Source organism: Stenotrophomonas sp. STEN014 (assembly GCF_056760315.1).
The window spans coordinates 135937-160518 of sequence record NZ_JBRREN010000001.1 but is presented as its reverse complement, the minus strand read 5'-3'; the positions used below and the strand labels follow the sequence as shown (position 1 = coordinate 160518).

The 24582-nt window shown below is 69.0% G+C and carries 21 protein-coding genes; 9 read left to right on the top strand and 12 right to left on the bottom strand.

All coding sequences use genetic code 11. The features are described 5' to 3' along the window. The first annotated feature begins 29 nt into the window (after positions 1-29). The 3 genes from ACVOMC_RS00650 to ACVOMC_RS00640 all read left to right on the top strand — a co-directional run bounded on the left by ACVOMC_RS00650 (position 30) and on the right by ACVOMC_RS00640 (position 3649). Positions 30-1820: a GspE/PulE family protein gene (locus ACVOMC_RS00650; RefSeq protein ID WP_481522711.1), complete on the top strand. Its 1791-nt coding sequence runs from the start codon at positions 30-32 to the stop codon at positions 1818-1820. Beyond that, the gene (locus ACVOMC_RS00645) at positions 1817-2545 is read left to right on the top strand and encodes a glutamine amidotransferase (protein WP_481522439.1); all 729 of its coding nucleotides are present in this window, start codon (positions 1817-1819) and stop codon (positions 2543-2545) included. Before ACVOMC_RS00650 ends, ACVOMC_RS00645 begins: the two co-directional genes overlap by 4 nt. Before the next feature lie 207 nt (positions 2546-2752). Beyond that, the gene (locus ACVOMC_RS00640) at positions 2753-3649 is read left to right on the top strand and encodes a BPSS1780 family membrane protein (RefSeq protein ID WP_054660930.1); all 897 of its coding nucleotides are present in this window, start codon (positions 2753-2755) and stop codon (positions 3647-3649) included. Between the two features lie 286 nt (positions 3650-3935). Here the strand turns inward: ACVOMC_RS00640 and tatC are convergent, their stop codons facing one another. The 4 genes from tatC to ACVOMC_RS00620 all read right to left on the bottom strand — a co-directional run bounded on the left by tatC (position 3936) and on the right by ACVOMC_RS00620 (position 6353). Then, positions 3936-4685, bottom strand: coding sequence for a twin-arginine translocase subunit TatC (gene tatC, locus ACVOMC_RS00635; RefSeq protein ID WP_481522438.1), 750 nt, complete (start codon positions 4683-4685; stop codon positions 3936-3938). After that, a complete protein-coding gene (gene tatB, locus ACVOMC_RS00630; RefSeq protein WP_481522437.1) occupies positions 4682-5134 on the bottom strand; it encodes a Sec-independent protein translocase protein TatB in 453 nt (150 codons plus the stop codon). Before tatB ends, tatC begins: the two co-directional genes overlap by 4 nt. 15 nt (positions 5135-5149) lie before the next feature. Beyond that, positions 5150-5377, bottom strand: coding sequence for a Sec-independent protein translocase subunit TatA (tatA, locus tag ACVOMC_RS00625; RefSeq protein ID WP_481522436.1), 228 nt, complete (start codon positions 5375-5377; stop codon positions 5150-5152). Between the two features lie 73 nt (positions 5378-5450). Then, entirely contained in the window at positions 5451-6353 is a 903-nt protein-coding gene (locus ACVOMC_RS00620) for a lipid-binding SYLF domain-containing protein (protein WP_057505691.1), read from the bottom strand. Between the two features lie 154 nt (positions 6354-6507). Between ACVOMC_RS00620 and hemH the strand changes: the two genes are divergently transcribed. The 4 genes from hemH (at position 6508) to ACVOMC_RS00600 (ending at position 11129) form a co-directional block, all read left to right on the top strand. Beyond that, positions 6508-7470 (top strand): ferrochelatase, encoded by a 963-nt coding sequence (gene hemH / locus ACVOMC_RS00615; RefSeq protein ID WP_481522435.1) that lies wholly within the window; start codon positions 6508-6510, stop codon positions 7468-7470. Beyond that, positions 7467-8330, top strand: a complete 864-nt coding sequence (locus ACVOMC_RS00610) for an alpha/beta fold hydrolase (protein ID WP_481522434.1) — start codon at positions 7467-7469, stop codon at positions 8328-8330. Before hemH ends, ACVOMC_RS00610 begins: the two co-directional genes overlap by 4 nt. Before the next feature lie 127 nt (positions 8331-8457). Then, on the top strand, positions 8458-8946 hold the full coding sequence (locus ACVOMC_RS00605; RefSeq protein ID WP_481522433.1) for a hypothetical protein: 489 nt from the start codon (positions 8458-8460) through the stop codon (positions 8944-8946). 14 nt (positions 8947-8960) lie between these two features. Further along, the gene (locus ACVOMC_RS00600) at positions 8961-11129 is read left to right on the top strand and encodes a methyl-accepting chemotaxis protein (RefSeq protein ID WP_481522432.1); all 2169 of its coding nucleotides are present in this window, start codon (positions 8961-8963) and stop codon (positions 11127-11129) included. A gap of 190 nt (positions 11130-11319) precedes the next feature. Here ACVOMC_RS00600 and ACVOMC_RS00595 read toward each other — a convergent pair whose 3' ends face one another. The 4 genes from ACVOMC_RS00595 to ttcA form a co-directional block, all read right to left on the bottom strand. Next, positions 11320-14670 (bottom strand): GH92 family glycosyl hydrolase, encoded by a 3351-nt coding sequence (locus ACVOMC_RS00595; protein ID WP_481522431.1) that lies wholly within the window; start codon positions 14668-14670, stop codon positions 11320-11322. 435 nt (positions 14671-15105) lie between these two features. Then, positions 15106-15912 carry a M48 family metallopeptidase gene (locus ACVOMC_RS00590; protein WP_481522430.1) on the bottom strand — a complete coding sequence of 269 codons (807 nt, stop codon included), beginning with the start codon at positions 15910-15912 and terminating at the stop codon, positions 15106-15108. Positions 15913-15964: 52 nt separating this feature from the next. Further along, positions 15965-16873, bottom strand: coding sequence for a recombination-associated protein RdgC (locus ACVOMC_RS00585; RefSeq protein WP_054659591.1), 909 nt, complete (start codon positions 16871-16873; stop codon positions 15965-15967). A 48-nt stretch (positions 16874-16921) separates the two neighbouring features. Then, on the bottom strand, positions 16922-17839 hold the full coding sequence (ttcA, locus tag ACVOMC_RS00580; RefSeq protein WP_481522429.1) for a tRNA 2-thiocytidine(32) synthetase TtcA: 918 nt from the start codon (positions 17837-17839) through the stop codon (positions 16922-16924). 68 nt (positions 17840-17907) lie between these two features. Here ttcA and ACVOMC_RS00575 point away from each other — a divergent pair, with 68 nt between their 5' ends. Next, positions 17908-18102, top strand: coding sequence for a YdcH family protein (locus ACVOMC_RS00575; RefSeq protein WP_089153165.1), 195 nt, complete (start codon positions 17908-17910; stop codon positions 18100-18102). Positions 18103-18232: 130 nt separating this feature from the next. Here the strand turns inward: ACVOMC_RS00575 and plsB are convergent, their stop codons facing one another. The 4 genes from plsB to ACVOMC_RS00555 all read right to left on the bottom strand — a co-directional run bounded on the left by plsB (position 18233) and on the right by ACVOMC_RS00555 (position 23804). Then, a complete protein-coding gene (plsB, locus tag ACVOMC_RS00570) occupies positions 18233-20857 on the bottom strand; it encodes a glycerol-3-phosphate 1-O-acyltransferase PlsB (RefSeq protein WP_199398888.1) in 2625 nt (874 codons plus the stop codon). A gap of 8 nt (positions 20858-20865) precedes the next feature. Beyond that, positions 20866-21807, bottom strand: coding sequence for a hypothetical protein (locus tag ACVOMC_RS00565; RefSeq protein ID WP_481522428.1), 942 nt, complete (start codon positions 21805-21807; stop codon positions 20866-20868). Between the two features lie 390 nt (positions 21808-22197). Then, positions 22198-22917, bottom strand: a complete 720-nt coding sequence (pyrF, locus tag ACVOMC_RS00560) for an orotidine-5'-phosphate decarboxylase (RefSeq protein ID WP_481522427.1) — start codon at positions 22915-22917, stop codon at positions 22198-22200. Next, entirely contained in the window at positions 22914-23804 is an 891-nt protein-coding gene (locus ACVOMC_RS00555) for a 5'-nucleotidase, lipoprotein e(P4) family (RefSeq protein ID WP_481522426.1), read from the bottom strand. The genes pyrF and ACVOMC_RS00555 overlap by 4 nt, the downstream gene beginning before the upstream one ends. Positions 23805-23910: 106 nt before the next feature. Between ACVOMC_RS00555 and ACVOMC_RS00550 the strand changes: the two genes are divergently transcribed. Beyond that, a complete protein-coding gene (locus ACVOMC_RS00550; protein WP_481522425.1) occupies positions 23911-24576 on the top strand; it encodes a YceH family protein in 666 nt (221 codons plus the stop codon). The last annotated feature ends 6 nt before the right edge of the window (positions 24577-24582 follow it).

Sequence of the window (24582 nt, the reverse complement as noted above, 5' to 3'; positions counted from 1 at the left end):
TGGAACAACAGGCCGCGCACGGCGCGCAGATCCCCTCCGCGGCCGTTCCGATCGCCCCCGGACGGCTGCAGTTCTCCAACGTCGCCGCCGCCCTGTTCGCCGACGGGCTGGTGGCCGCGCACGACCACGAACGCATCCGCTTTTCCGCGCAGGGCGCGCGCAACGCCAGCGAGGTGCATCCGCTGGTGCTGCTGGCCAACCTCAAACTGGCCGCCGCCGCGCCGGCCGCCGGCGAGCTGGGGCTGGAACGGCTCACCGAATGGCTGGCCCAGCGCACCGGCACCCGTTACCTGCGCATCGACCCGACCCGCGTGGACGTGGCCGCCGCCACCGCCGTGGTCTCCCACGCCTACGCCCGCCGCCACCGGATCCTGCCGCTGGCGGTGGACAGCGAACGCGTGCTGGTGGCGACCTCCGAGCCAATGGCGCGCGACTGGGTGCCGGACCTGCAGCACTTGAGCCGGCGCAGGATCGAGGTGGTACTGGTCAATCCGCTGGACCTGCACCGCTATTCGATGGAGTTCTTCGGCGTCACCCGCTCGGTGCGCGGCGCCCGCGGCGATGCCCGCGACGGCGGCAACGGCAGCGCGCTGCCCAGTTTCGAGCAGCTGGTGGAACTGGGCCGCGCCGGTGACGTCACCGCCGACGACCACCACATCGTCAGCATTGTCGACTGGCTGCTGCAGTACGCCTACGAACAGCGCGCCAGCGATATCCACCTGGAACCGCGGCGCGACATGGGCCGGGTGCGTTTCCGCATCGACGGCGTGCTGCACAAGGTGTTCGAGGTGCCACCGTCGGTGATGACCGCGGTGGTCAGCCGCATCAAGGTGCTCGGACGCATGGATCTGGCCGAGCGCCGGCGCCCGCAGGACGGCCGCATCAAGACCCGCTCGCCGGGCGGGCGCGAGGTGGAGATGCGCCTGTCGACGATGCCCACCGCCTTCGGCGAGAAGTGCGTGATGCGCATCTTCGACCCGGACTCGGCGTTCAAGAGCATCGAGCAGCTGGGCTTCAGCCCCGAGGAAGCGGCCGGCTGGAACGAACTGGTGGCACGTCCGCACGGCATCGTGCTGGTTACCGGGCCGACCGGTTCGGGCAAGACCACCACCCTGTATTCCACGCTCAAGCGGCTGGCCACGCCGGAGGTGAACGTGTGCACGGTGGAGGACCCGATCGAGATGATCGCGCCGGAATTCAACCAGATGCAGGTGCAGACCAACATCGACCTGGACTTCGCCACCGGGGTGCGCACGCTGCTGCGCCAGGACCCGGACATCATCATGATCGGCGAGATCCGCGACCTGGACACCGCGCACATGGCGGTGCAGGCCTCGCTGACCGGGCATCTGGTGCTCTCCACCCTGCACACCAACGACGCGCCCTCGGCCATCACCCGCCTGCTGGATCTGGGCGTGCCGCATTACCTGATTGCTTCCACCGTCAACGGCGTGCTGGCGCAACGGCTGGTGCGCACCCTGTGCCCGCACTGCAAGATCCCCGACATGCTCACCGATGCCGACTGGGCACCGCTGCGTGATGCCCATGAGGCATTACCTGATGTCGTCACCGCATATGCGCCGGTCGGTTGCCTGGAGTGCCGGCGCACCGGCTACCTGGGCCGGATCGGCCTGTATGAGCTGCTGCCACTGGGCTCACGGCTGCGCGCGCTGATCACCCGCGACATGGACCTGGCCGGATTCAGCCGTGCCGCGCGGGGGGAAGGACTGCGCACCCTGCGCCGCACCGGGCTTGAAAAGGTGGCCGCCGGGCTGACTACAATCGAGGAAGTCCTGTCCGTACTGCCGCCCTCGGAATGAAGCCCCAGCCGTTTTTAATCCTCGAAACCGGGCAACCGTTCCCGACCCTGCGCCGCTATGGCCGCTTCCCGCACTGGATCCGCGTCGCCGCCGGGCTGGAGCAAGCCGAGACGGTGGTGGTCAATGTCGAACGCGGCGAACCCCTGCCCGGGCGCGACGGATTCGCCGCCACCATCGTCACCGGCTCGGCCGCCTTCGTCACCGACCGCGCCGACTGGAGCGAACGCAGCGCGCACTGGTTGCGCGAGGCCGCCCACGGCGGCATGCCGCTGCTGGGCATCTGCTACGGCCACCAGCTGCTGGCCCATGCGCTGGGCGGCCAGGTCGACTACAACCCGGCCGGGCGCGAATCGGGCACGATCCGGTTGGAACTGGAAGCACCGGCCGCGACCGACCCGCTGTTTGCCGGTCTGCCGGCCAGCTTTCCCGCCCATGCCACCCACCTGCAGACGGTACTGCGCGCCCCCGAAGGCGCCACCGTGCTGGCCCGCTCGAACCAGGACAACTGCCACGCGTTCCGCTGGGGCGCGCAGACCTGGGGCCTGCAGTTCCACCCCGAGTTCGCCACCCACCACATGCGCGGCTACGTCCAGGCGCGGGCCGACTGCATCGCCCGCCATGGCGGCTGCGCCCGCCGCGTCGCCCGCGAGGTCAGCGCCGCGCCGCTGGCCCGGCAGCTGCTGCGCCGCTTCGTGCGCCACGTCCGCCACGGCAACCGCCACTGAGCGGACCGCAAGTGCTGCAAACCGTTGAGGCACTGCTCCGGCAAGCCGCCTCTACCCTGCGGCCAACGGCTCCATCGCCATCGGCTACGGGCAACGTTTACCGCCGGAACGCAGATACGCCAAAGGTCACTCGCCCGGGGCCCGGGTTCCAGCGATAATCGTGCGGTGTCAGGCCGGTCCTGGCATCCCCCCTGTTTCGGAATTGCAATGAGCGAAATTCGCAAGGTGCCGGCCTCTGCCGGCGCGGAATGGTTGTTGACCGGGTTCGGCCTGCTCAAGCGCGCGCCGCTTGCCCTGGGCTCGCTGGGCATCCTCTGGGGTGTGGGCACCTGGCTGGTGCTGTCGCTGTCGATGCTGGTGCCGCTGCTGGGCACGGCGGTGCAGTTCCTGCTGCTGCTGGCCGGCCCGTTGTTCATGGGCGGCCTGCTGTGGGCGATCCGCGAAGTCGACCAGGGCCGCATCGCCCGGCCCTCGCACCTGCTGCAGGGCATCCAGGAAGGCCGCGCGCCGCACCTGCTGATCGCCCTGCTGCCGCAGCTGGTGGCCGCCTTGCTGCTGGGCACGCTGCTGCTGGTGCTGGTGGGCACCGCCGGCCTGCAGCAGCTGTCGGAGGTGATGCTCAAGCTCAACGAGATCAGCCAGTCCGGCGCGCAGCCGGACCCGGCGCAGATCGAAGCGCTGGTGGCGACGCTGCCGGCCGGGCGCATCCTGCTGTGGCTGCTGCTGTTGCTGGGCACCTTCGCCGCGCTGACGCTGGCACTGTTCGTGATGCCGCCGCAGGTGATGTTCGAAGGCCGCACCGGCTTCCACGCCTTGCGTGAGAGCCTGCGCGCGAGCCTGCACAACCTGCCGGCGATGCTGGTGTTCTTCGTGCTGGCCTTCATCGCGATCTTCGCGATCTACTTCGCGGTGATGATCGTGGCACTGATCATCGGCCTGATCGCCGGCCAGGCTGCGGCCATGGCGGTGGCGCAGCTGGTGCTGATGGCGGTGCTGATGCCGGTGTTCGCCGGCTCGGTGTATGCGGCCTGGAAGCAGATGCTGGCGCCGGCGGGTACCGGCACACCGCCGCCGGCGACGGCTGGACACGTGATAGAAGTCTGACAACGGCGCCGGTGCGCGCTGGCCGGCGGGTGGGCGGGCTTGAAGGCCCGCGCCCGAGCCGGACCGGTTGCGTACACGCCCTGCCTTGGCGTCCAACGCGCGGACGCGCTGTTCGCACGCCGGCCACTGGCCGACGGATAGTCCGGATAGCAGGCCACCGGCAGACGCCATCCCCATCTCAAGTGACGGCCCCGGGCCGGGGGCGGGAGCAGCGCCTGCCGCCGCTACGGCGAACGCGCCGGGGACCGGTTGGCCACGACTGCCGGCCTGGGCCGACCCAGCGGTTTCAGGAAGCGGCGGCCTTGTTCGGATCGCGCGGCTGCAACCAGCGCGCGGCATGGATGCCGAGCTCGTACAGGATGCACATCGGAATGGCCAGCATCAGCTGCGAGACCACATCCGGCGGCGTCAGGATCGCGGCCAGCACGAAGATGCCGACGATCGCGTAGCCGCGCCCTTCGCGCAGCTGCTGCGGCGTCACCCAGCCCAGCAGCACCAGGATCACCATCGCCACCGGCAGTTCGAAACTGGCGCCGAAGGCGAAGAAGATGGCCAGCACGAAATCCAGATAGGCGTTGGCATCAGGGGTGATGGCGATCACTTCCGGGCGGAAGGTGGTCAGAAAATGGAACACCGTCGGCAATACCAGAAAGTAGGCGAACGCACAGCCGAGGTAGAACAGCGCCACCGCCGAGCCCAGCAACGGCACGGCCAACCGCTTCTCGCGCGCATACAGGCCCGGCGCCACGAACGCCCAGGCCTGGTACAGCAGCCACGGCACCGCAACGAACAGCGCGGTGAAGAAGGTCAGCTTCAGCGGCGCGAAGAACGCGCCGGCCGGATTGGTGGCGATCATCGACTGCCCGGCCGGCAGCTGCGAGACCAGCGGTGTGGCCAGGTGGGTGTAGAGCGTGCGCGAAAACGGCAGCAGCGCCAGCAGCACCACGCCCAGCCCCATCAGCCCGCGCACCAGCCGCGCGCGCAGCTCGACCAGGTGCTCGATCAGCGTGCTGTCGTTGAAATCCTGCTCGCTCACGGCTTCGGCTCCGCAGCATCGGCCGGGGCCTGCGGGCTGTGAGATGGAATCGCGTGATCGCCGGCGGCGCTGCCGGTGCCGGCAGGCGCAGGCACCCCGGCCACCCTGTCCGCCGTGATCGGGCGCGGTTCGATCACCCGTTCGGTCGCCTCGGCGGGCTGCTCCACTTCCTGCCTGAAGCCATCCACCTCGCCGCGCACCTGTCCGGCCTGGTCGCGCAGCCCGGCCTCGGTCTGCTGCATCGAGTGGCGCACGGCCTGCAGGTTGCGCTTGAGCTCCTCGGCGTGCAGTTCGCGTTCGAGTTCCTGCTTGACCGAATCCCACTGGTTGCGGGCACGCCGCACCCACAACCCGGCAAAGCGGGCCGCCTTGGGCAGCCGTTCCGGCCCCAGCACCACCAGGGCCACCACCGCGATCAACAGCAGTTCACTGAAGCCGATATCGAACACGCCCGGAACCCCGGATCAACGCGCGTCGCGGTCGTGCTCGGCCTGCTTGTCACCGCTCTTGTGCGCATCGCGCGACTGGTCGCCCAGCTGCGCGGCCGGCTTGTCCTCGTCACGCATGCCTTTCTTGAATTCCTTGACCGCACTGCCCAGATCCTTGGCGCCGCTGGTCAGACGCTTGGTGCCGAACACCAGCAGGACGATGACCAGCACGACCAACCAGTGCCAGATGCTGAAACTGCCCATGATCCGCTCGCGTTATCTGTGTGGAGGGGGTCGAGCATAGCGCACCGTGCCTGCTCGATCGCTATGCCGAAGGTCAGTGGCCGCCGTCCAGCGATTCGGTACGGATTTCACCTTCCGACACCGGCTGGAAGCCCTGCTGCGGCGCGTGCTCGGCCGTGGCCGGCTGCAGCGGCGCGGTGGTGGCGGTATCGGTGCCGCCGCTGACCACCGGCGCCTGCACGCTGACCGGCGCGCTGCGCGCGGCCGAAGCGGTCACCGGTGCCGGCGCGCCCTGGGTGCCGCGCTTTTCACGCGCGGCGTAGGTCGATTCCTCCAGACGGTCGCGGAAGGACACCACATCACTGGACGGCGCCTCGTTCAGACGGCCTTCCAGGATCATCCGCGGCGTGGTGTTCGGGCCGTAGGCGTCGAGGTTGGCGGCATCGTCGATCTGCAGCACCGCGCCATCAAGCGCGACCCCGGCGAACAGGCCGCGCGCGCGCGACCACGACCAGATCTCGGCCTTGAGCTGGCCGTCGGTGGCGGCGGCGGCACTGCGCCCGACCGGACCGGCGGCCACACCGGCGTCGGCACCGAGGGTGAACTTGCCGTTGACGATGTTGTCCAGGCTGCGGTCGTTGCGGAACACCAGGATCACATCGGAGGACTGCACGCCGGCCTGGAAGCCGATGCTGCCGCCGGTGAGCTTGATGAACACCGGGTTGGACCAGCTGCCATCGGCCATCTTCACCGACATCAGACCGTGGCCGCGACGGCCGCCGAGCACCAGCCCGGCCTTGATCGTGTCGGGAATGACGATGACCGCGCGGCCCTCGTCCAGCAGTTTGTCGGGAATGGCCTGCTCGGGAATGTTCTGGATCTCGCTCAGCACGCGTACCGCATTGCGGGCGCGCTGATCCTCCTGCGGGCCGGCAACGGCGTTGGCGGACAGCAGGCTGGCAGACAGCAGCAGGGCAAGGCACGGCAGGCGGCGCATGGTGAACTCCGTAGGTCGGTGCACAGGAAGATAAAGCAAGTGCCTGAAAATAGGAGCGCCGCTCTGAATACGCAGTGAGCGGAGATATCCGGCGCCGCGTCCGCATTGCCATCTTCGCATCGCCGGCAGCGGCGGGACCTGCGAGAATGTGCGCATGTCCGACGCACCCATCACCGCGCTGCTCGCGGTCAATCTAGGTACGCCCGAGACGCCCACCGCTCCTGCGGTGCGTCGCTATCTGGCCGAATTCCTCAGCGATCCCCGTGTGGTGTCGATCCCGGCACTGCTGTGGAAACCACTGCTGTACGGGGTGATCCTGCCGCTGCGCAGCAGTCGCTCGGCCGCCAAGTACGCGCAGGTGTGGCTGCCGGAAGGCTCGCCGCTGGCGGTCTACACGCAGCGGCTGACCGCGCGCCTGCAGCAGGAACTGCCGCACTGGCGCGTGCGCTACGCGATGCGCTACGGGCAACCGGCGCTGGACAACGCGCTCGATGCGCTGGTGGCCGAAGGCATCCGCCGCATCGTGGTGCTGCCGCTGTATCCGCAGTACTCCACCACCACCACCGCCTCCATTGAAGACAGGCTGGCGCGCTGGCAGGCCCGCAATCCATCCATCACGCTGCAGACCATCCGCGACTACGCCACCGATCCGGCCTGGGTGGCGGCGGTGGCGGGCTCCATCCGTGATTACTGGCAGCAGCACGGCCGCGCCGAGAAGCTGGTGTTCTCTTTCCATGGCATTCCGCAGCGGGTGGCCAACAATGGCGACCCCTATCCGCAGCAGTGCCAGGCCAGCGCGCATGCCATTGCCGCGGCGCTGGAACTGCAGCCACACGAATGGGCCATGGGTTATCAGTCGCGCTTCGGCCGCGAGCAATGGCTGCAGCCCTATGCCGAGCCGATGCTGTGGGAGCTGGCCGCCGCGGGCGTCCGGCATATCGATGTGGCCTGCCCCGGCTTTGCCACCGATTGCCTGGAAACACTGGAAGAAGTGGCGATGGGGTTCACCGAGACCCTGGCCGAACGTGGCGCGCAGATGCGCTACATCCCCTGCCTGAATGATGCGCCGGCGCACGCCCGCGCTCTGGCCCGCCTGGCCGCAGCGCAACCGGGATGACCGTGCAGCCGCTGGAGTTGATCGCCGATGGCCTGCCGGTCGCGGCGCTGCGCAGCGGCACGCCCGGCGGGCTGAAGGTGCTGGCCCTGCACGGCTGGCTGGACAACGCGGCCAGCTTCCTGCCGCTGGCCGCGCAGCTGCCGACACTGGATCTGGTGATGGTGGATCTGCCCGGTCACGGGTTGAGCGATCACCTGCCGCCGACCACCCCCTACACCACGCCCTACGCGATCGTGCAGACGCTGGCCATCGCCGATGCGCTGGGCTGGGACCGCTTCGTGCTGCTGGGCCATTCGATGGGCGCGGCGATCGCCAGCCTGGTCGCGGCGGTGGCGCCGCAGCGGGTGCAGGCGCTGGTCTCGATCGAGGCCCTGGGCGGGCTGAGCGCGCCGGCCGATGAGACGGTGCAGCGCCTGCGCACCCATGTCGAGGCCCTGCGCAAACTCGACGGCCGGCCGTTGCGGGTGTTTCCCGACCTGGCCGCCCCGGTGCGGGCACGGATGATGGTCAACCAGCTCAGCGAAGCGTCGGCGCGGTTGCTGGTCGAGCGCGGCGTCAAACCGGTCGAGGGCGGCTGGAGCTGGCGCAGCGATCCGCGGCTGATGCTGCCCACCGCGGTGCGCATGAGCGAGGAACAGATCCGCGACGTGGTCGGCGCCATCGCCTGTCCGGTGCAGGTGATCTACGCCACCCCGGCGCAGGACTATTTCCCCGAGCCCGAACGCAGCCAGCGCGCGGCACTGCTGGCCGATGGCCGGCTGGCGACCCTGCCGGGCCACCACCACGTGCACATGGATCAGCCCGGCGCGGTGGCGGCGATCCTCGCCTCGTTCATCGCCGCGCTGCCCGACGGCAGCTGAACAAAGCCGCGTCATCCGCCGCACGCAAGGATCAAGTGGCGGCGATTGCGGCCGATATCCGGATAACGCCGTATACCGAGATGATGTTCCGCGCAGGCCCGCAAGCGACCTGCCCAGTTCCTGCCCCATGCGCGCCCCCCTTACCCGCCGGCCCGGTGTCCTCACCGGTGTGATCCTGCTCGCCTGCTGGCTGGGCTGGACCGCCACCAGTTTCGCCGCCCTGGGCACGCGTCCGGTCGGCGACGCAGCGGCGGTCGCGCAGCTGCTGGCACGGCTGGAAGGCAGCGGCCTGCGGCTGCCGCCGGGACAGCCGCTGGCGCTGCGGTTGCCGTCGTCGGGTTGCACCTGCCTCGACGGCGACGCCACATGGCGGCAGACGGTGCTGGCCATCGAAGCCCAGGGCGGCCGCGCCATCACGCTGCCGGCAGCGTTTGTCGATGGCCACGGCTACGCGCTGCTGGTGCTCGATCAGCGCGGCCAGCCGGCCTACGCCGGCCCCTTGGCCTTGCCCGCGCTGTACTGCGGACAGGGTCGCGCCGCACTGGCCGACTGGCTGCCGGACCTGCTCTCGGCGCACACGCCGCCCCTGATTCTTCCTCCCCGCTGTTCCTGCTGAACCGGAGTTCCCCGATGCCCGCCCGTCCCCACACCAGCGCCCCCGCGCGCGATGCCTATTACCAGCAGTTGGTCTGTGCGGCCGACCGCCTGTTTCTGCTGCTCGGCCTGATCCTGGGCGCGGCCTCGCTGGGCATCGCCGCGTGGAACGGCAGCTGGCTGCCGTTTGCCGCAATCAGCGCGCCGTCGCTGGTGCTGATGGCCGTGCAGCTGCGCCTGGCACCGGGCAGCCTGCTCAGCCGCGTCACCGTGGCGCTGGTGCTGATGGCACTGGTCGCCGCGACCATCCAGCAGACCCAAGGCCTGGTGGAAATGCACTTCGGCGTGTTCGTGGTGATCGCGCTGCTGCTGTTCTACCGCGACTGGATACCCGTGGCCGTGGCCGCCGCCGCCATCGCCGTGCATCACCTGGCGTTCTACTGGATGCAGACCCGCGGACTGCCGGTACGCGCCTTCACTCCCGGCAGCGGCACCGGCATCGTGCTGCTGCATGCGCTGTATGTGGTGGTGGAAGCCGGTTTTGTCTGTGCGATGGCGGTACAGCTGCGACGCCAGGTCCTGACCCTGGGCGCGTCGCCCGAACAGCTGCGGGCGGTGGTCGACGCGCTGGCTGCCGGCGACACAAGCAGTTCGGCGACGGCCGCGATCCAGGCCGCCCCCGGTACGCTGGCCGACGGCGTGCTGCGCATGGACACGCAGCTGCGCGCGCAGCGGGCGCAGGAGCAGGCGCTGAACCACGAGAACGCACAGATCCGCGCATCGCTGGACGCCTCGCGTACCGGCATGATGATCGCCGATGACGATCACATCATCCGCTACGTCAACCGCTCGGTGGTGGCGTTGCTGCGCAACCAGCAGGAAACGCTGCGCAAGGCGTTCCCCGGCTTCGACGTCGACAACCTGGTCGGCAGCAGCATCCACCGCTTCCACGCCAACCCCGGGCGCATCCGCGCGATGCTCAATGCGATGCAGCAGCCGCATTACGGCCGCATCCAGATCGGAGGCGTGCATTTCAGCCAGGCGGTGACGCCGGTGCTGGATGCTGCCGGTACCCGCATCGGCTTTGCGGTGGAGTGGCACGACCGCACCCAGGAAATCGAACTGGAAGACAGTGTCGCCACGCTGGTCGGCGCCGCCGCGCAGGGCGATCTGGGCCGGCGCCTGCAGCCGGTGGCGGAGCCCGGTTTCATCCGCACCCTGACCACGGGTATCAACCAGCTGCTCGACACGCTGGCCGGCGCCACCGGCGAGATCCGGCAGATGCTGTCGGCGCTGGCGCAAGGCAACCTGGACCACCGCATCGAACGCGACTACGCCGGCGACTTCGAGGCGATGAAGCGCGATGCCAACCTCACCGCGCAGCGCCTGGCCGACATCGTCGATCGCATCAAACAGTGCTCGGGGGCGATCAATACCGCAGCGCGCGAGATCGCCGTCGGCAATACCGACCTGTCCGGGCGCACCGAGCAGCAGGCCGCCAACCTGGAGGAAACCGCCGCCTCGATGGAGGAGCTGACATCCACCGTGCGCGCCAATGCCGACTCGGCGCGGCACGCCAACCAGCTGGCGATCGGCGCGGCCGATGTCGCCGCCCGTGGTGGCCAGGTGGTCGGCCAGGTGGTGAACACCATGCAGGCCATCGAACAGTCGTCCCACCGCATCGCCGAGATCATTTCGGTGATCGACGGTATCGCCTTCCAGACCAACATCCTGGCGTTGAACGCGGCGGTGGAAGCGGCGCGCGCCGGCGAGCAGGGCCGCGGCTTTGCGGTGGTGGCCTCGGAGGTACGTACGCTGGCGCAACGCTCGGCCACGGCCGCGCGCGAGATCAAGTCGCTGATCGATGATTCGATGACCAAGGTCGACGATGGCGCCGCGCTGGTCGCCCAGGCCGGCAGCACCATGGCAGAGATCGTCGGCTCGGTGCAGCAGGTCACCGACATCATGGCGCGCATTTCCGCCGCCTCGCAGGAGCAGTCCGCCGGTATCGAGCAGGTCAACCACACGGTGATACAGATGGATGAAACCACCCAGCAGAACGCCGCACTGGTGGAGGAAGCCACCGCCGCGGCGCGCACGCTGGAACAGCAGGCCGATGCGCTGGCCGATGCGGTGTCGGTGTTCCGCTACGGCGGCACCGCCGATAACCACCCCAGCAGCGCGCGGCGGGCGGCTTCGTACTGATCCAGCGCAAGGCGATCCCGCCGGCCGGCAGCGCTCAGCTGCGTGTACCAACAAGGCCCGCCGTGCGGGCCTTGTTTATGCCTCATCCCTTGCCATCTGCCAGCATCGCCCACGCGGGCCTGGCACGGTGGCCAGTGCCAGCAACGCCGCGCCGGCAACCGGCGCGGCGTTGCACATGCCGCCTTGCGGATCAGGGCGTGGCCGGTGCCAGCAGCTCGACTTCGGCCAGGCGCAGCGAGTCGCGCGAGGCCAGGCGCAAGCGGTATTCGGCATGCTTGCCCGGCTGCGCGATGCGGAACGGCCGGGTCTGCCGCGCCCAGGCGAAGGCTTCGTCGCTGCGCTGGTCGATCACCTGCCACTGGCCGCCGGCACTGCGTGCCTCCAGCGTCCAGCTGGCGCTGCGGATCGGATCACCGCCGCTGGTCAGCGTGTACATCGCCGCCGCACCTTGGGCCGCGCCAGTGAAGATGACCGTCGCATTGCCACGTAGCGGGCTGTCGGTGGCCGCATCGTCATCCAGCAGCGCCGGTGCCGGGTCGCCCTCCCCCACGGTGGCCTTCGCCCCTTGCAGCAGATCGCGCTGCGGCGTCGGCTGCTGGCCCGGTGCCGTCAGCGAACGCGGCAGCGCATCGGCGCCGGTACCCCAGCGTGAGGGCTGCGGCCCCATCTCGAACTCCAGCACCGCTCCCTCGGCCAGCAGCGCGTGCGGCACCCAGACCTTGTTCCACGGCTTGCCGTTGATCTTCAGCGACTGCACGTAGACGTTCTGCGGCGAGTTGGCCGGTGCCTTGATCACCAGCTGCTTGCCGTTCTGCAGGCGCACGCTGGCCTCGCGGAACAGCGGCGAACCGATCACGTACTCCGGCGCGCCCATGCGCAGCGGATACAGGCCCAGCGAGGCGAACAGGTACCACGCCGACATCTCGCCGTTGTCCTCGTCGCCCGGATAGCCCTGGCCGATCTCGCTGCCCAGATACAGCCGCGACAGGATCTCGCGGGTCAGTTTCTGCGTCTTCCACGGCTGCCCCGCATACAGGTACATCCACGGGATGTGGTGCGCCGGCTGGTTGCTGTGCGCGTACATGCCCAGGCGCACGTCACGCGCCTCGGTCATCTCGTGGATCACGAAACCGTAGGAACCGGACAGCGCGCGGCTGGCGGTTTCCGGCGTGCTGAAGAACTGGTCCAGCTTGGCGGCCAGCTGCGCGCGGCCACCGTACAGCGCGGCCAGGCCCTCGCCGTCGTGCGCGGCGGTGAAGGCGAACGTCCAGCCGTTGGCTTCGGTGTAGTCATAGCCCCACTGCGCCGGGTTGTAGTCCTTGCCCTCCACGCGCCAGCGGCCTTGCGCGTCGCGGCCGATGAAGAAGCCGGCGTCACGGTTGAATAGGTTGGCGTAGTCGGCGGCGCGATGACGCAGGTACTGCGCTTCGGTGGCGTAACGCTCACGCGCGGCCGGCGTGCCGGCCCGCTCGGACAGGCCCTGGGCCAGGTTGGCCAAGCCGAAATCGTTCAATGCGCCGTCCATCGTCCACGACAGGCCTTCGTGGATACCGGCCTCGACATAGCCCTGGAAAGTGGAGCGGGCCATGCCCTTGCGGCCGACATGGCGGTCCGGCGGCACCACGGTGGCGTTCTTCAGGCCGGCCTCGTAGGCCTCGGCCGGGTCGAAGCCGCCGATGCCCTTGAGCCAGGCGTCGGCGAAGGCCACATCCGAGCTGGTGCCGACCATCAGGTCGGCATAGCCGGGCGAAGACCAGCGCGCGATCCAGCCGCCGGCGCGGTACTGCTCGATGAACCCCTGCACCATCTGCCCGGCATCGTCGGCACTGAACAGCGCATAGGCCGGCCAGGTGGTGCGGAACGTGTCCCAGAAGCCGTTGTTGACGTACATCCTGCCGTCACGCACGCCGACATAGCTGCGCACCGCGCTGCCGTCAGTGTTCTGGTCCGAGCCGCTGGCCTGGTTGGCGTAGCGCCAGTCCGGCGCGGCCTTGCTGCCGACGTTCTCGTGGCCCGAGTTCGGGTACAGGTACAGGCGGTACAGGTTCGAGTACAGCGTGGTCTTCTGGTCGTCGCTGGCATCGCCGATGTCGAATGCGCCCAGGCGCTGGTCCCAGGCGTCCTGGGCGCGCGCGGCGACGCTGTCCAGATCATCGGCGGCGCTGATTTCCAGCGCCAGGTTGTGCCGGGCCTGCTCCACCGAGATCAGCGAGGTGGCGATGCGCATCTGCACCCGCCGCGCGCTGCCGGTGTTGAACTTGATGTAGCCGGTGGGCCGGCCGGTGTCGATGCGGCCGCTGGCCTGCCACGGCGTATCGAAGGTGGCATAGACGTACATGCGCGAGGCGCCGTTGGACAGCCCGCTGCGCACGTCGGTGTAGCCGCTTACCGTCTGCGTGGCCGCATCCAGGGTCAGGCCGCCGCGCGCGTCGACGTTGTCGAACAGCAGGTTGGCGTCACCGTCCTGGGGGAAGTCGAAACGGAGTACAGCGGCGTGGTCGGTCGGGGCGATGGCCGCGGCGATGCCGTTGTCGAAGTTCACCGCGTACCGGTACGGGCGCGCCTGCTCCTGGTCGTGCGAGAACGACAGCGCGCGCTTGCCGCGGTCGGCTTCGGGCACGCCACGGTCCAGCGACGGCATCACCTGGAAGGTCTGCCGGTCGCCCATCCACGGGCTTGGCTGGTGGCTCAGCGCCAGCGCCTGCAGCTGCGGCCGGTTGTCGGCGTTGCTGCGCTCGTTCCAGTGGTAGAGCCAGCTGATCGAACCGGCATCGGTCACCGGCGTCCAGAAGTTGAAGCCGTGCGGCACCGCGGTGGCCGGGATGTTGTTGCCGCGCGAGAAGGTGCCGTTGGACTGGGTGCCACGGGTGGTCAACACCCAGTCCGACACGCGCTGCGGTACCTGCCGCGGTTGTGCGTCCAGGCGCACATCGTCGATCCAGCCGGAGACCGGCGTGCCGGCGGCACTGGCCACTTCCAGCTCGACCGCGACCACGCGGCGCCCGCGCAGCGCGGCGATGTCACCCAGCCGCACCGACTTGCGCGTCCACTGCTGCGGATACAGCGTCTTGGAATCACCCTGCGCCCGCGCACCGAGCGCCATGCCATGCTGGTCGCGCGCCAGCGTGGCCGACAGCCGGCTGCCGTCATCGAGCAGCAGATCCAGCGACACGTAGGTCGAGGCCACGGTGTCGCCGGCGACGATCTCCGGCAGCACCAGCCACGACAGCGTGGTATCGGCCTCGACCAGCACGTCGGCCTCGAGCAGCCGCTGCCGCGCCTGGCCGCCACTGCTGGCGTAGTGCAGCGCCTGCAGGCCGCTGTAGCCGGCCTTGGCCTTGGCCGCGTACGGCGCCTGCGGACCGCTGCCGACCTGCAGCGAAAGCGCCGTGTCAGCGGCGCTTGCCGGCGCCGGCTGGCCCGGCTCGAACGAGGTCCACAGCCCCGGCGTGGCGGCATGGCCCAGCAGCGGCAGCAACGCCAGCGCAAGCAGCAGCGGACGGGGGGAGGGCGTGACGCGCGGGATGGCAGGCAGGTTCAAGGACGTGTCTCTCGGAGCCAGGTTGAAATCAGGTGCCAGCCCGGCAGACGCCCCCCGGCGCACGCCGTTGGGCATGCGCCGGGGGGGCGAGGACACCGGCCCAGCAGTATTTGAATCGATTCAAATCGTGCCCGGATCGTGCCGTAAACGCCGGGTCCGGGCAACCGATATCCGCGTGGAAAACTTGCTGCATTGCGCAATATCCGCCGGCATCGCCGCCGTTTGTACGGCGCCGCTCAGGACCACGGACCCCGCGCAGATGCCGCTGCGGCGGGAGGGACGCCGGCTGCGCAAGTGCCGGCCACACCCGGACAAAACGATGCGGCAACGCACCACAGATGAGGGCCGCCCGGTGCCAGATCGTGCGGTGGCGGGCTCAAAACGGCGGGGGATCGGCCGTGCCCGGCGCTCCTCCTCGGGACCGGCGTACACCGCTCAGCGGTCCGCTGGCGGGGTGATGCTCAGCAGCATCCGCAAGGTCGCCTTCAGCCGCCGGCCCTCGGCGTGGAAGTAGTCGCGCTCCTGCCGCCAGCGCGGGAAGCGCGCCTCCACCTCGGCCCAGAACGCCGGCGAGTGGTTGGCCTGCAATAGATGGCACAGCTCATGGACCAGCACGTACTCGAACGCCGAGGGACGGCCGAGGATCAGCGCCAGATCCAGCGCCATCGAGCCGTCCGGTGCCAGCGATCCCCACTGCGAGGACATCACCTTCAGCCGCAACCGCGACGGCGCCCGCGGCAGCCCGGGCAGATACGCCGGCAGCCAGCGGCCGACATCGGCCCGCATCTGCGCCTCGTAGAACTCGCGCAGCGCGCGCCGCAACGCCGGCTCACCGGCGCGCGCCGGCAGCTGGATGCAGGCCACCTCCGCGTCGAGTTCGACCCGCGCAAACCGCCCGACCTGCCACTGCACCGGCAGGTAGTCACCGCGCAGCGGCAACTGTCCGGGCTGGCGCAGGCGCAGGGTCGGCACCGGCAGCGCCTGGTCGCTGAAGCGGGCCAGCTGTTGCTGCAGCCACTGCCGGTTGGCGTGCAGGAACTGCTCGCCGGAGGCCAGGCTCGCACGCAGCGGCAAGGTCAGGCGCGCGCCCCGCTCATCGACGCTGAGCTTCAGACGCCGCGCACGGGGATCACGCACACGCAGCACGTCGATCTCATCGCTTTCGCCCAGCCGCAGGCGCACGGTATCGCGCTGGATCACCGGCGCGGCGGGTGCGATCAGGCGGCGGAGCAGACGGGACATGGTCGCAGCTTAGTCCCCGCCGCGTTAGCAGCGCGGCAGGAACACGGTGGCGTCAGGCGTCGGCCTTGCTCAGCTTGAACGCCTGTTCCAGCAGCAGGAACAACCGGCGGATCTCGCCACTCTGCAAGGCGAAGCGCGCTTCCAGTTCGGCGCGGTGGCCGTCCTCATCGATATGCTCGAGCTGGTCCAGCGCGCCATCGAGGAACTTGAGCTTGCGCACGATCAGGTCATCGCCGAGCACGAAGGACAGGTTGTCCTCGAACACCAGGCCCAGTTTGGTGACCTGCTTGCCGGCATCCAGATGCTTGTCGATCTCGTCGCAGCGCAGTTCCTGGTGCTGGCACTTGACCACCGCGCCGCCCTCGGCCGGATCCTTCATCTCGCACTCTTCGCCCAGGCTCAGGCCCTCGGGCAGCGGTTCGCCGGCGATCCACGCGGTCAGGATCGAACGCGGCGCCACTTCGGCGTTGAGCGGCATCGCCGGGAAGCTGCCGAGCACCCCGCGCACATCGCTCATCACGTTCTCGGCGGTCTTCTGGCTGGAACCGTTGACCACCACATAGCCGTGGACCAGATCGAAGAACGCATCCACGCGGGAGGTCTTGACGAAGGCGCGCGGCAACAGTTCGTGCAGCAGATCATCCTTCAGCCGCTTGCGCTCGCGCCCACCGGGCCTGCGGCCCTCCTTCTCCTCGATCTCCTCCAGCCGGCGCTCGAGCAGGTCGTTGACCACGGTGCTGGGCAGGATCTTGTCCTCGCCGCCGATGGTCAGCCACAGCGCCTCGCCCAGACGGTGCGAGAACTGCTCCTTTTCCTCGCGGCCGAACGGCGAGATGAAGCCACGCGAGCTCATCTCCAGCGCGCCCACCGGCTTGAGCACGGCCGGCGGCAGCAGCGTATCGATCTCGGAAAAATCAACGGACGAGGGGAAACGGAAGAACGTCAGGTTTTTGAAAAACATGGATTGCCTGTAAAGAGGAATTCAGAAAAAGACGCCAACGGCGTCCACTTAGGCGTCGGCGGTCTCAGCACCCGCAGCGGTGATGCCAGCCAGCCACGCATGCGCGTCCGGCAACGGCGCCGCCGCGCGGCGGCCAAGCGCCATGAAATCGAACAAGGCCGGATCGGCCAGCTGCGAAGGCCGCACCGTCCCCAGCGCGCGCGATATCTGTTCCACGCGACCGGGGTGCTCCTTCTCCCATTGCTGCAGCATCAGTCCGACCTGCTTGCGCTGCAGGTTCTCCTGGCTGCCGCACAGGTTGCACGGAATGATCGGGAAGCGGCGCGCGGCGGCGTACTCGATGATGTCGGCCTCGCGGACATACGCCAGCGGGCGGATCACCACATGCTTGCCGTCATCGCTGAGCAGCTTGGGCGGCATGCCCGACAGTTTGGCGTGCTGGAACAGGTTCATGAAGAACGTGGCCACCATGTCGTCGCGGTGGTGGCCCAGCGCGATCTTGGTGAACCCGTTCTGCTCGGCGTAGTTGTACAGCGCACCACGCCGCATCCGCGAACACAGCGAACACATCGTCTTGCCTTCCGGGATCACCCGGCTGACCACCGAATAGGTGTCCTGTTCGATGATGTGGTGCGCCACGCCCAGCCCGGCCAGGTAGTCGGGCAGCACCTGCTCGGGAAAATCCGGCTGCTTCTGGTCCAGGTTCACCGCCACCAGCTCGAACGGCACCGGCGCCTTCTTCTGCAGCTGCAGCAGCACATCGAGCAGCGTGTAGCTGTCCTTGCCGCCGGACAGGCACACCATCACCTTGTCACCGGCCTCGATCATGCCGAAGTCGGCGATGGCCTGGCCCACCTGGCGGCGCAGGCGCTTGGCCAGCTTGTGGTGCTCGCGCTCGGCCACGCGCGGGTCGCGGGCGCGCGGCGCGGGATCGGGAAGGGGAATAACAGCAGTCATTGGCGCCATTCTACCGGCTTGGCGACGCCGCTCTCGCTGAACCCGGCAACCGGGTATGCTCGACAGCTGTGGACACCATGACCCTAGACCAGATCAGCCAGCGCATCGCCGAACTGCGGGCAGAGCACCGCAGTCTGGACGAGCGCATCGCGCGGCTGGCCGCCAACCCGGACGACGAGCTGGAAGCCAAGCGGCTGAAACGGCGCAAGCTGCAGCTCAAGGACTGCATCGGCAAACTGGAAGCGATGCTGATCCCGGACGAGCCGGCCTGAGCCCCTCCCGTATCGGATGACCGCCCCCGACGGCGGACAAGCGGGCGGCGAGTGCCTGCAACACCCCGGCACCGGCCCTGCGGAAGTCCGCCGCGCCGGCATCCGCCCCCCCCTGCGCTGGCCGCATCGCTCAGCCCTGCGGCGCAGGCGCCTCGGGCTTCACCGCTTCGGGACTGACCCGCTCGATGGTGTGGCGCAGTTCGCGGCCAAGAATGAACTTGGCGTCCTTGGCCCAGGCGTCCAGGCGTTCGTCGAACAGCAGCTTGCTGTTCTCGTCCGGCCACACCAGCCGCAGCTGGCGCAGCTTCTGGATGAAGCTGCGGAACAGGGTGCGGTCGAAGAACTCCGGCGCGGCCGGCGCATAGAGCAGGCTCAGGCGCTGCGCGGCCTGCTGGCACAACCCTTCCAGCTCACCGGCACCGAGTGTGCCGGGGCCATTCTTCACCAGTACCGAGATGGCGATGTAGTAGCGCTCGAAGGCCTGTTGCAGCGAATGGCCGATCGCACGCAGGCGGAACACCTCGTCGGTCTGGCCGGTGCTGCGCGCGAGCATGCCGCCGTCGTCCTCGCCCACATGCTGCAGCAGGCCTTCGCGCACGAACACGTCGATGGTCTGGTCGATGCGCGCGGCGAACTCGTCCTCGCTCCATGGCAGGAACAGCTCCTGCTGCAGGAACGGGTACAGCCCGCGCCCCAGCCGCAGCAGGCCGCCGCGGCTCATGCGGCGGTTGTTCTGGAAGCAGCACGCCACCCACGACGACGCCGTGAACAGGTGCAGCACATTGTTGCGGAAGTAGCTCAGCAGCACCGCGGTGTCGCCACTGACGCTGAGCACGTCGCCCAGCGGGTGCTTGACGCGGGTGAGGACGTTGATCTCCTCGGCGTGGGCGATGATCCGCTCGGGCGAATGCGGGGTGACCGTGACCCGGTCCGAATACGGCATTTCCACCAGCAGCTTCTTGCACAGCTCGATCTGCGCGATCAGGTCGGCCTCACCCATCGCGTGCTTGGGCGTGGACAGCAGCGCCAGCGCCAGCAGGTTGATCGGATTGACGTCGGCGGCGCCGTTGATGTGCACCTGGATCTGCGTGGCCAGCGTGTCCACGGTGCCGGCCAGCCAGCCCGGCTTTTCGTCCTCGGGAACCGGCTGCCCGTCCCACTCCGGCGCCATCCTGGCCAGCACGTCGTTGAGCGCGATCGGCTCGCCGAAATTCACCACCACCTGGCCGTAGTTCTGCTTGAGCACCTTGGGAATACCCCACAGCAGCGCCCAGATCGACTCCTTCTCCTTCGGCCGGCCGGACAGCTCGTCCAGATAGCTGTTGCCCTCCATCAGCTTCTCGTAGCCGATGTAGACCGGCTGGAACAGCACCGGCTTGCGCGGCTGGCGCAGGAACGCGCGCAGCGTCATCGAGATCATGCCGCCCTTGGGCTGCAGCAGACGTCCGGTCCGCGAGCGTCCGCCCTCGATGAAGTATTCGATCGAGTAGCCGCCGGACACCAGCTGCGCGACGTACTCGCTGAGCACCGCCGAATACAGCGCATTGCCCTTGATCGAGCGGCGGATGAAGAACGCGCCGCCCTTGCGCAGCAGGGTGCCGACCACCGGCAGGTTGAGGTTGATGCCGGCCACGATGTGCGGCGGCACGATGCCGCGGTCGTAGAGCAGGTAGCTCAGCAGCAGGTAGTCCATATGGCTGCGGTGGCTGGGCACATAGATGACCTCATGCCCGGGCGCGGCTTCCTTGAACTTGTCCAGGTGATGCACCAGCACGCCGGCGTAGATGCGGTTCCAGACGTGGCTGAGCATGAAGCTGGCCGAGCGCACCACCGGGGTGGAGTAGTCGGCGGCGATTTCCCAGGCGTAGCCCTGCGCCTTCTTCCAGGCCTCGGTGGTCTTGGAGTTGTCGCGCTTGGCCTGCACCGCGATGGCTTCACGCACCGGATCGGACTCCAGCACCTTGTCCACCAGCAGGCGGCGGGTGGACAGATCCGGGCCGATGATCGATTCGCGGATCCGGCGGAAGTGGGTGCGCAGCACGCGCTGCAGCTTGCGTACGGTGCGCTCCGGCTCCAGGCCTTCATCCACGGTCTCGCGCAGCGATACCGGCGGAGCGAAGCGGACGATGGTGTCGCGACCGTTGAGCAGGATCGCCAGCAACCGGCGGAAGCGGCCCACCAGCGCCCAGTTTTCCGAGAACAGCACCGCGAACCAGCCGCTCTGCTTGTCCGGGGCGCGACCGACGAAGATCGATACCGGTACCAGGTGCACATCCAGCGCCGGATTGGCACGGTGCGCCTGCAGCAGCTTGGCCAGCGAGTCCGAATGGGTCTTGGCGCCGCGCTGTTCGGGAATCAGCGCGCTGTTGCTGGAGCGCCGCGACAGTGCCACGTAAGCGCGTTTGCGCCCGGTCAGGTCGCCGGCCAGCGGCACCAGCGGCGAGGGCAGTCCCGCGTCGCGGCAGGCCTTGTCCAGGATCAGCGCGTTGGACAGGCCGTAGTTTTCCAGCACGTACACCACCGGCCGGCCGTCATCGTGGTCACCGGCCTGCTCCGGTTCGATCTTCAACCCCAGCCAGGGCTCGATCAGCTTGCCCAGCAGGCGCGCCCACAACGGGCGGCGACCGGCGGCGCGGACATGCGGCGCACGCGCGGCGGTGCCGGCCGCGGAGGCGGCAGGAGAGGCGGACGGCGCATGGGCGGTGTCCGGCGGCAGCAGCTCGCCCTGGTCGGGCTGGGATTTCTGTTTCGACATCGGCGCCATTATGGCTTAGCCGCTGTACCAGCGTTATCGCCGCCGTCCTGCGCGGCGGTTTCCGGCACCGACGGCGCGGCGGCCGCGGCCTCTTGCACCCTGGCCTGCTCGGCGGCCTGTGCGGCGGCCAGCAGCGCGTCGACCTCGGCCAGCGTCTGCGCCGGGTACCAGTGGCCATCGCGCCGCACCAGCATCACCTGCAGATCCAGTTCCGTGCCCGCCAGCGGGTACTGCACGCGCACGGTGGCCTGCTCGCCCTGCTGCGTGACCAAACCGGTGCGCAACTGGTCGATGCTGTCATCCAGCCGCAGTCCGTAGCTGGCCAGCACCTGCTTGAGCGCGGCCGCGAACGGCCCCAGCCGCTGCAGGCTGGCGGTCATACCGGCCTGCTGGAAGGCCTGTACGCTGTCCAGCCCGGTCGCGCGGGCGGCGGTCGTCAACGTGGTGATCGCGCTCTGCGCCAGCGTGGGATCGGACAGCGGCGCGGCCTGCGCCCAGCCACTGAGCGCGGCGACCAGCTGCACGTAATGGGCACGCTGGGCCGGGCTGTAGTCGCCCTGATGGGTGATGTACTGCACGCCGAACAGCTCCAGCGAGTGCGCGGCCTGACGCACGCTGGCGGCCTGCCCTTCCAGTTGCGCCTTGAATGCGCGCCGCAGCTGCTGCTCGGCATTCTTCTCGGAAAGCGCGGCCAGCAACGCCGGCAACTTTTCATCCAGCGGCAAGTCGCTCAACGGCCAGCGGCTGTGGCCCTGCGCCCAGGCAGTTTCCAGCGCGGCGTACTGCGCCGGCGGTACCGCCGCGCGCGCGTAGCCGACCAGATCGTTGTTGCGCAGATGCATGGCCAGCTGGCGCACGGCAGCGGCCGGCTCGGTGGCCGCGCCGGGCAGTTCCTGCGGCGTGCGACCGCACGCAGCCAGCAACAGCAGCGCGGTCAGCGACACGGACATCAGGTACGGGCGGCGGCGTGATGAAGAGCGTGGCATGGCGTTGTCGGTCCTCCCCCGGGGGCGGTGGCATCTTGAGGCCTGCCCGGTGAGCCCAGCAAGCACAGCCATCACGTGCGGGCGCCGGCGCTCCTTCCCCCGTCCCGCCGCGCCCGCCTCATGGCGCAAGCGCAAACCGGCCGGCGGAGACCGGGGGCTTACGTCCCGGCGCCCGTCCAGCGGGTGAACAGGCAAAAAAAAGAGGCCGCACCGGTACCCGGCAGCGAACCTCCTCAAGCCGGCGCGAGCCGGTGGACAGTTTTGACGCATGGCCGGCAACGCCGGACGGGACGTAGCCTACGCGCCCGATTAAGTTAATGCAACACTTCATGAATCACAATTCAAGTAATTGATTTACTTGAATGATTCTGCGATTTCCGCCTGGATGAGCTGCGCCGCGACGTACGGATCGGCCGCCAGCCGGATCGGCCGCCCGACCACAATCGCATCGGCGCCGTCGGCAAAGGCCCGGGCCACGCCCACGGTGCGCTGCTGGTCATCCCCGACCGGGCCGCCGGGACGGATGCCCGGGCAGACGATGGAGAAACCGGCACCGGTGGCGGCGCGGATCGGCGCGGCCTCCTGGCCGGAGGCGATGACCCCGTCAATGCCGGCCCGCTGCGCGGCCAGCGCGCGTTCGACCACCACGTCCACCGGCTCGCGGTCGATGCCCATCTGCGCCAGATCCGGCCGCCCCATCGAGGTCAGCACGGTCACCGCCAGCAGCCGCATGTCCGAGGTGTTGGCCGCGGCGGCGGCCTCCATCATCGCCGGATGCCAGCCGTGGATGGTGCAGTAACTCACCGGCCATTGCGACAAACGACCGACAACACCGGCGATCGTGGCCGGAATATCGAAGAATTTCAGATCCACGAACACACGCTTGTCGCGTTTGGCCAGTGCCTCGAGCACATCGAAATATTCGCCCGAGGCGAGCAGCTCCATACCGATCTTGTAGAACGACACGGCATCGCCCAGGCGCTCCACCCACTCGATGGCCTGCGCCTTGCCCGGCACATCCAGGGCGAAGATCAGGCGTTCATCGGTGCGCAACGGCAGCGGCGCGCGGCTCATCGGGCCAGCTCCAGCGCCTCGCGCTTGGCGCCGTTGCGCAGGTCCGCCGGCAGCGACCAGGCATTGTTGAACGAGGCGCCCTCCCAGCCACCGTAGGTGGGGTTGGGCAGGATCCACCAGCGCGAGCCGATCCAGTCCTGGTGCTTGTCCAGCAGCGCGTCGCGGTTGGCCAAGGTGTTGTCCTCGATCTGCAGGAAATCGGTGAACTGGTCACCGACCTGCATCAGCACGCGGTACTGCCGTGCGGCCAGCTGGCGGCGGCAGCCCTTCTCGCTGCCGACCTCGGTGCAGCCCGGCACCGGCGTGCCCAGACCCAGATAGACGCTGTCATCGGCCACCGGGAAGCCGACCTTGCGCAGGTTGGCCACGGTGGCGTCCTTCATCGCCGCGGTGCGGTTGCTGATGTAGATCATGGTCACGCCCTTGGCCGCGGCCAGCTGGGCGAAGGCCACCGCGCCCGGTACCGCCTGCGCCTGCTGCTCGTCCACCCAGGCCGCCCAGGTGGCGTCGTTGTAGCTGGTGCCGTCGCGCACCAGACGGGCCTGGTAGGGCGAGTTGTCCAGCACGGTCTCGTCCACATCCACCACCACCGCCGGCTTGAGCGTGGCCGACTGGTGGTTGCCGCCCTCGTCCGGCAACAGTGCGGTCCAGTCCGGATCGGCCAGGGCGCGGTCCAGGTGCTCACCGGCCGATTTCCAGATCTGCAACGCACTGGCGCGGTATTCCTGCGAGCGCTGCACCCACAGCACCGCGTTGAGGTTGTCGTGGGCGCCGTGGGCAGCCATGGCAACCGGCGCCGGCTCGCGGTGGAGACGGTCGGTGGTGGTGCAGGCGGCCAGCGACAGCATGGCGCCGGCCAGCAGGGTGAAGGCGGGGATACGGGACATGGGACTACCGGACTGTTCGAAAACCCGCGCAGTTTACCGGCTCCCCGCCTTGCCCGGGCCGGCGGCTCGGCTATCCTTGCGCCCCCGTGTGACCGGACCACCGATGATGACCGACGCCAAGCAGCCCGCCGACCTGCCCGTACTCGATGCCGCCCAGGCCCGCGTACTGGGCTGCCTGATCGAAAAAGAGGCCACCACGCCGGATACCTACCCGCTGACGGTCAACGCCGCGCAGGTCGCGGCCAACCAGAAGACCGCGCGCGAGCCGGTGATGAACCTTGCCGCCGGCAACGTGCAGCACGCGCTGCGCCAGCTGGAGGGCATGGGGCTGGCGCGCCAGCACTTCTCCTCGCGCGCCGAGCGCTATGAGCACCTGCTGGGGACCAAACTGGACCTGCCGCGGCAGCAGGTCGCGCTGCTGGGGCTGTTGTTGCTGCGCGGCCCGCAGACCGCGGGCGAGCTGGCCGCACGCAGCGAGCGCATGGCCCGCTTCGCCGACGCCAATGATCTGCGCCATCAGCTCGAGCGCCTGCAGCAGCGCGGGCTGGTGATCCTGCTGCCGCGCGCATCGGGGCAACGCGAGGACCGTTTCATGCACCTGCTGTGTGGCCCGGTGGATGGGGAGGCCCTGGCCGCACAGTACCGCGCCCCCGCCAGCGCGACGTCAGCGGCCGACAACAGTGCGCTGGAAGAGCGCGTGCTGCAGCTGGAGGCGGCAGTGGCCCTCTTGCAGGAACAGCTGGCCCGGCTGCAGCAGCAACCGGGCGGCTGACGGCCC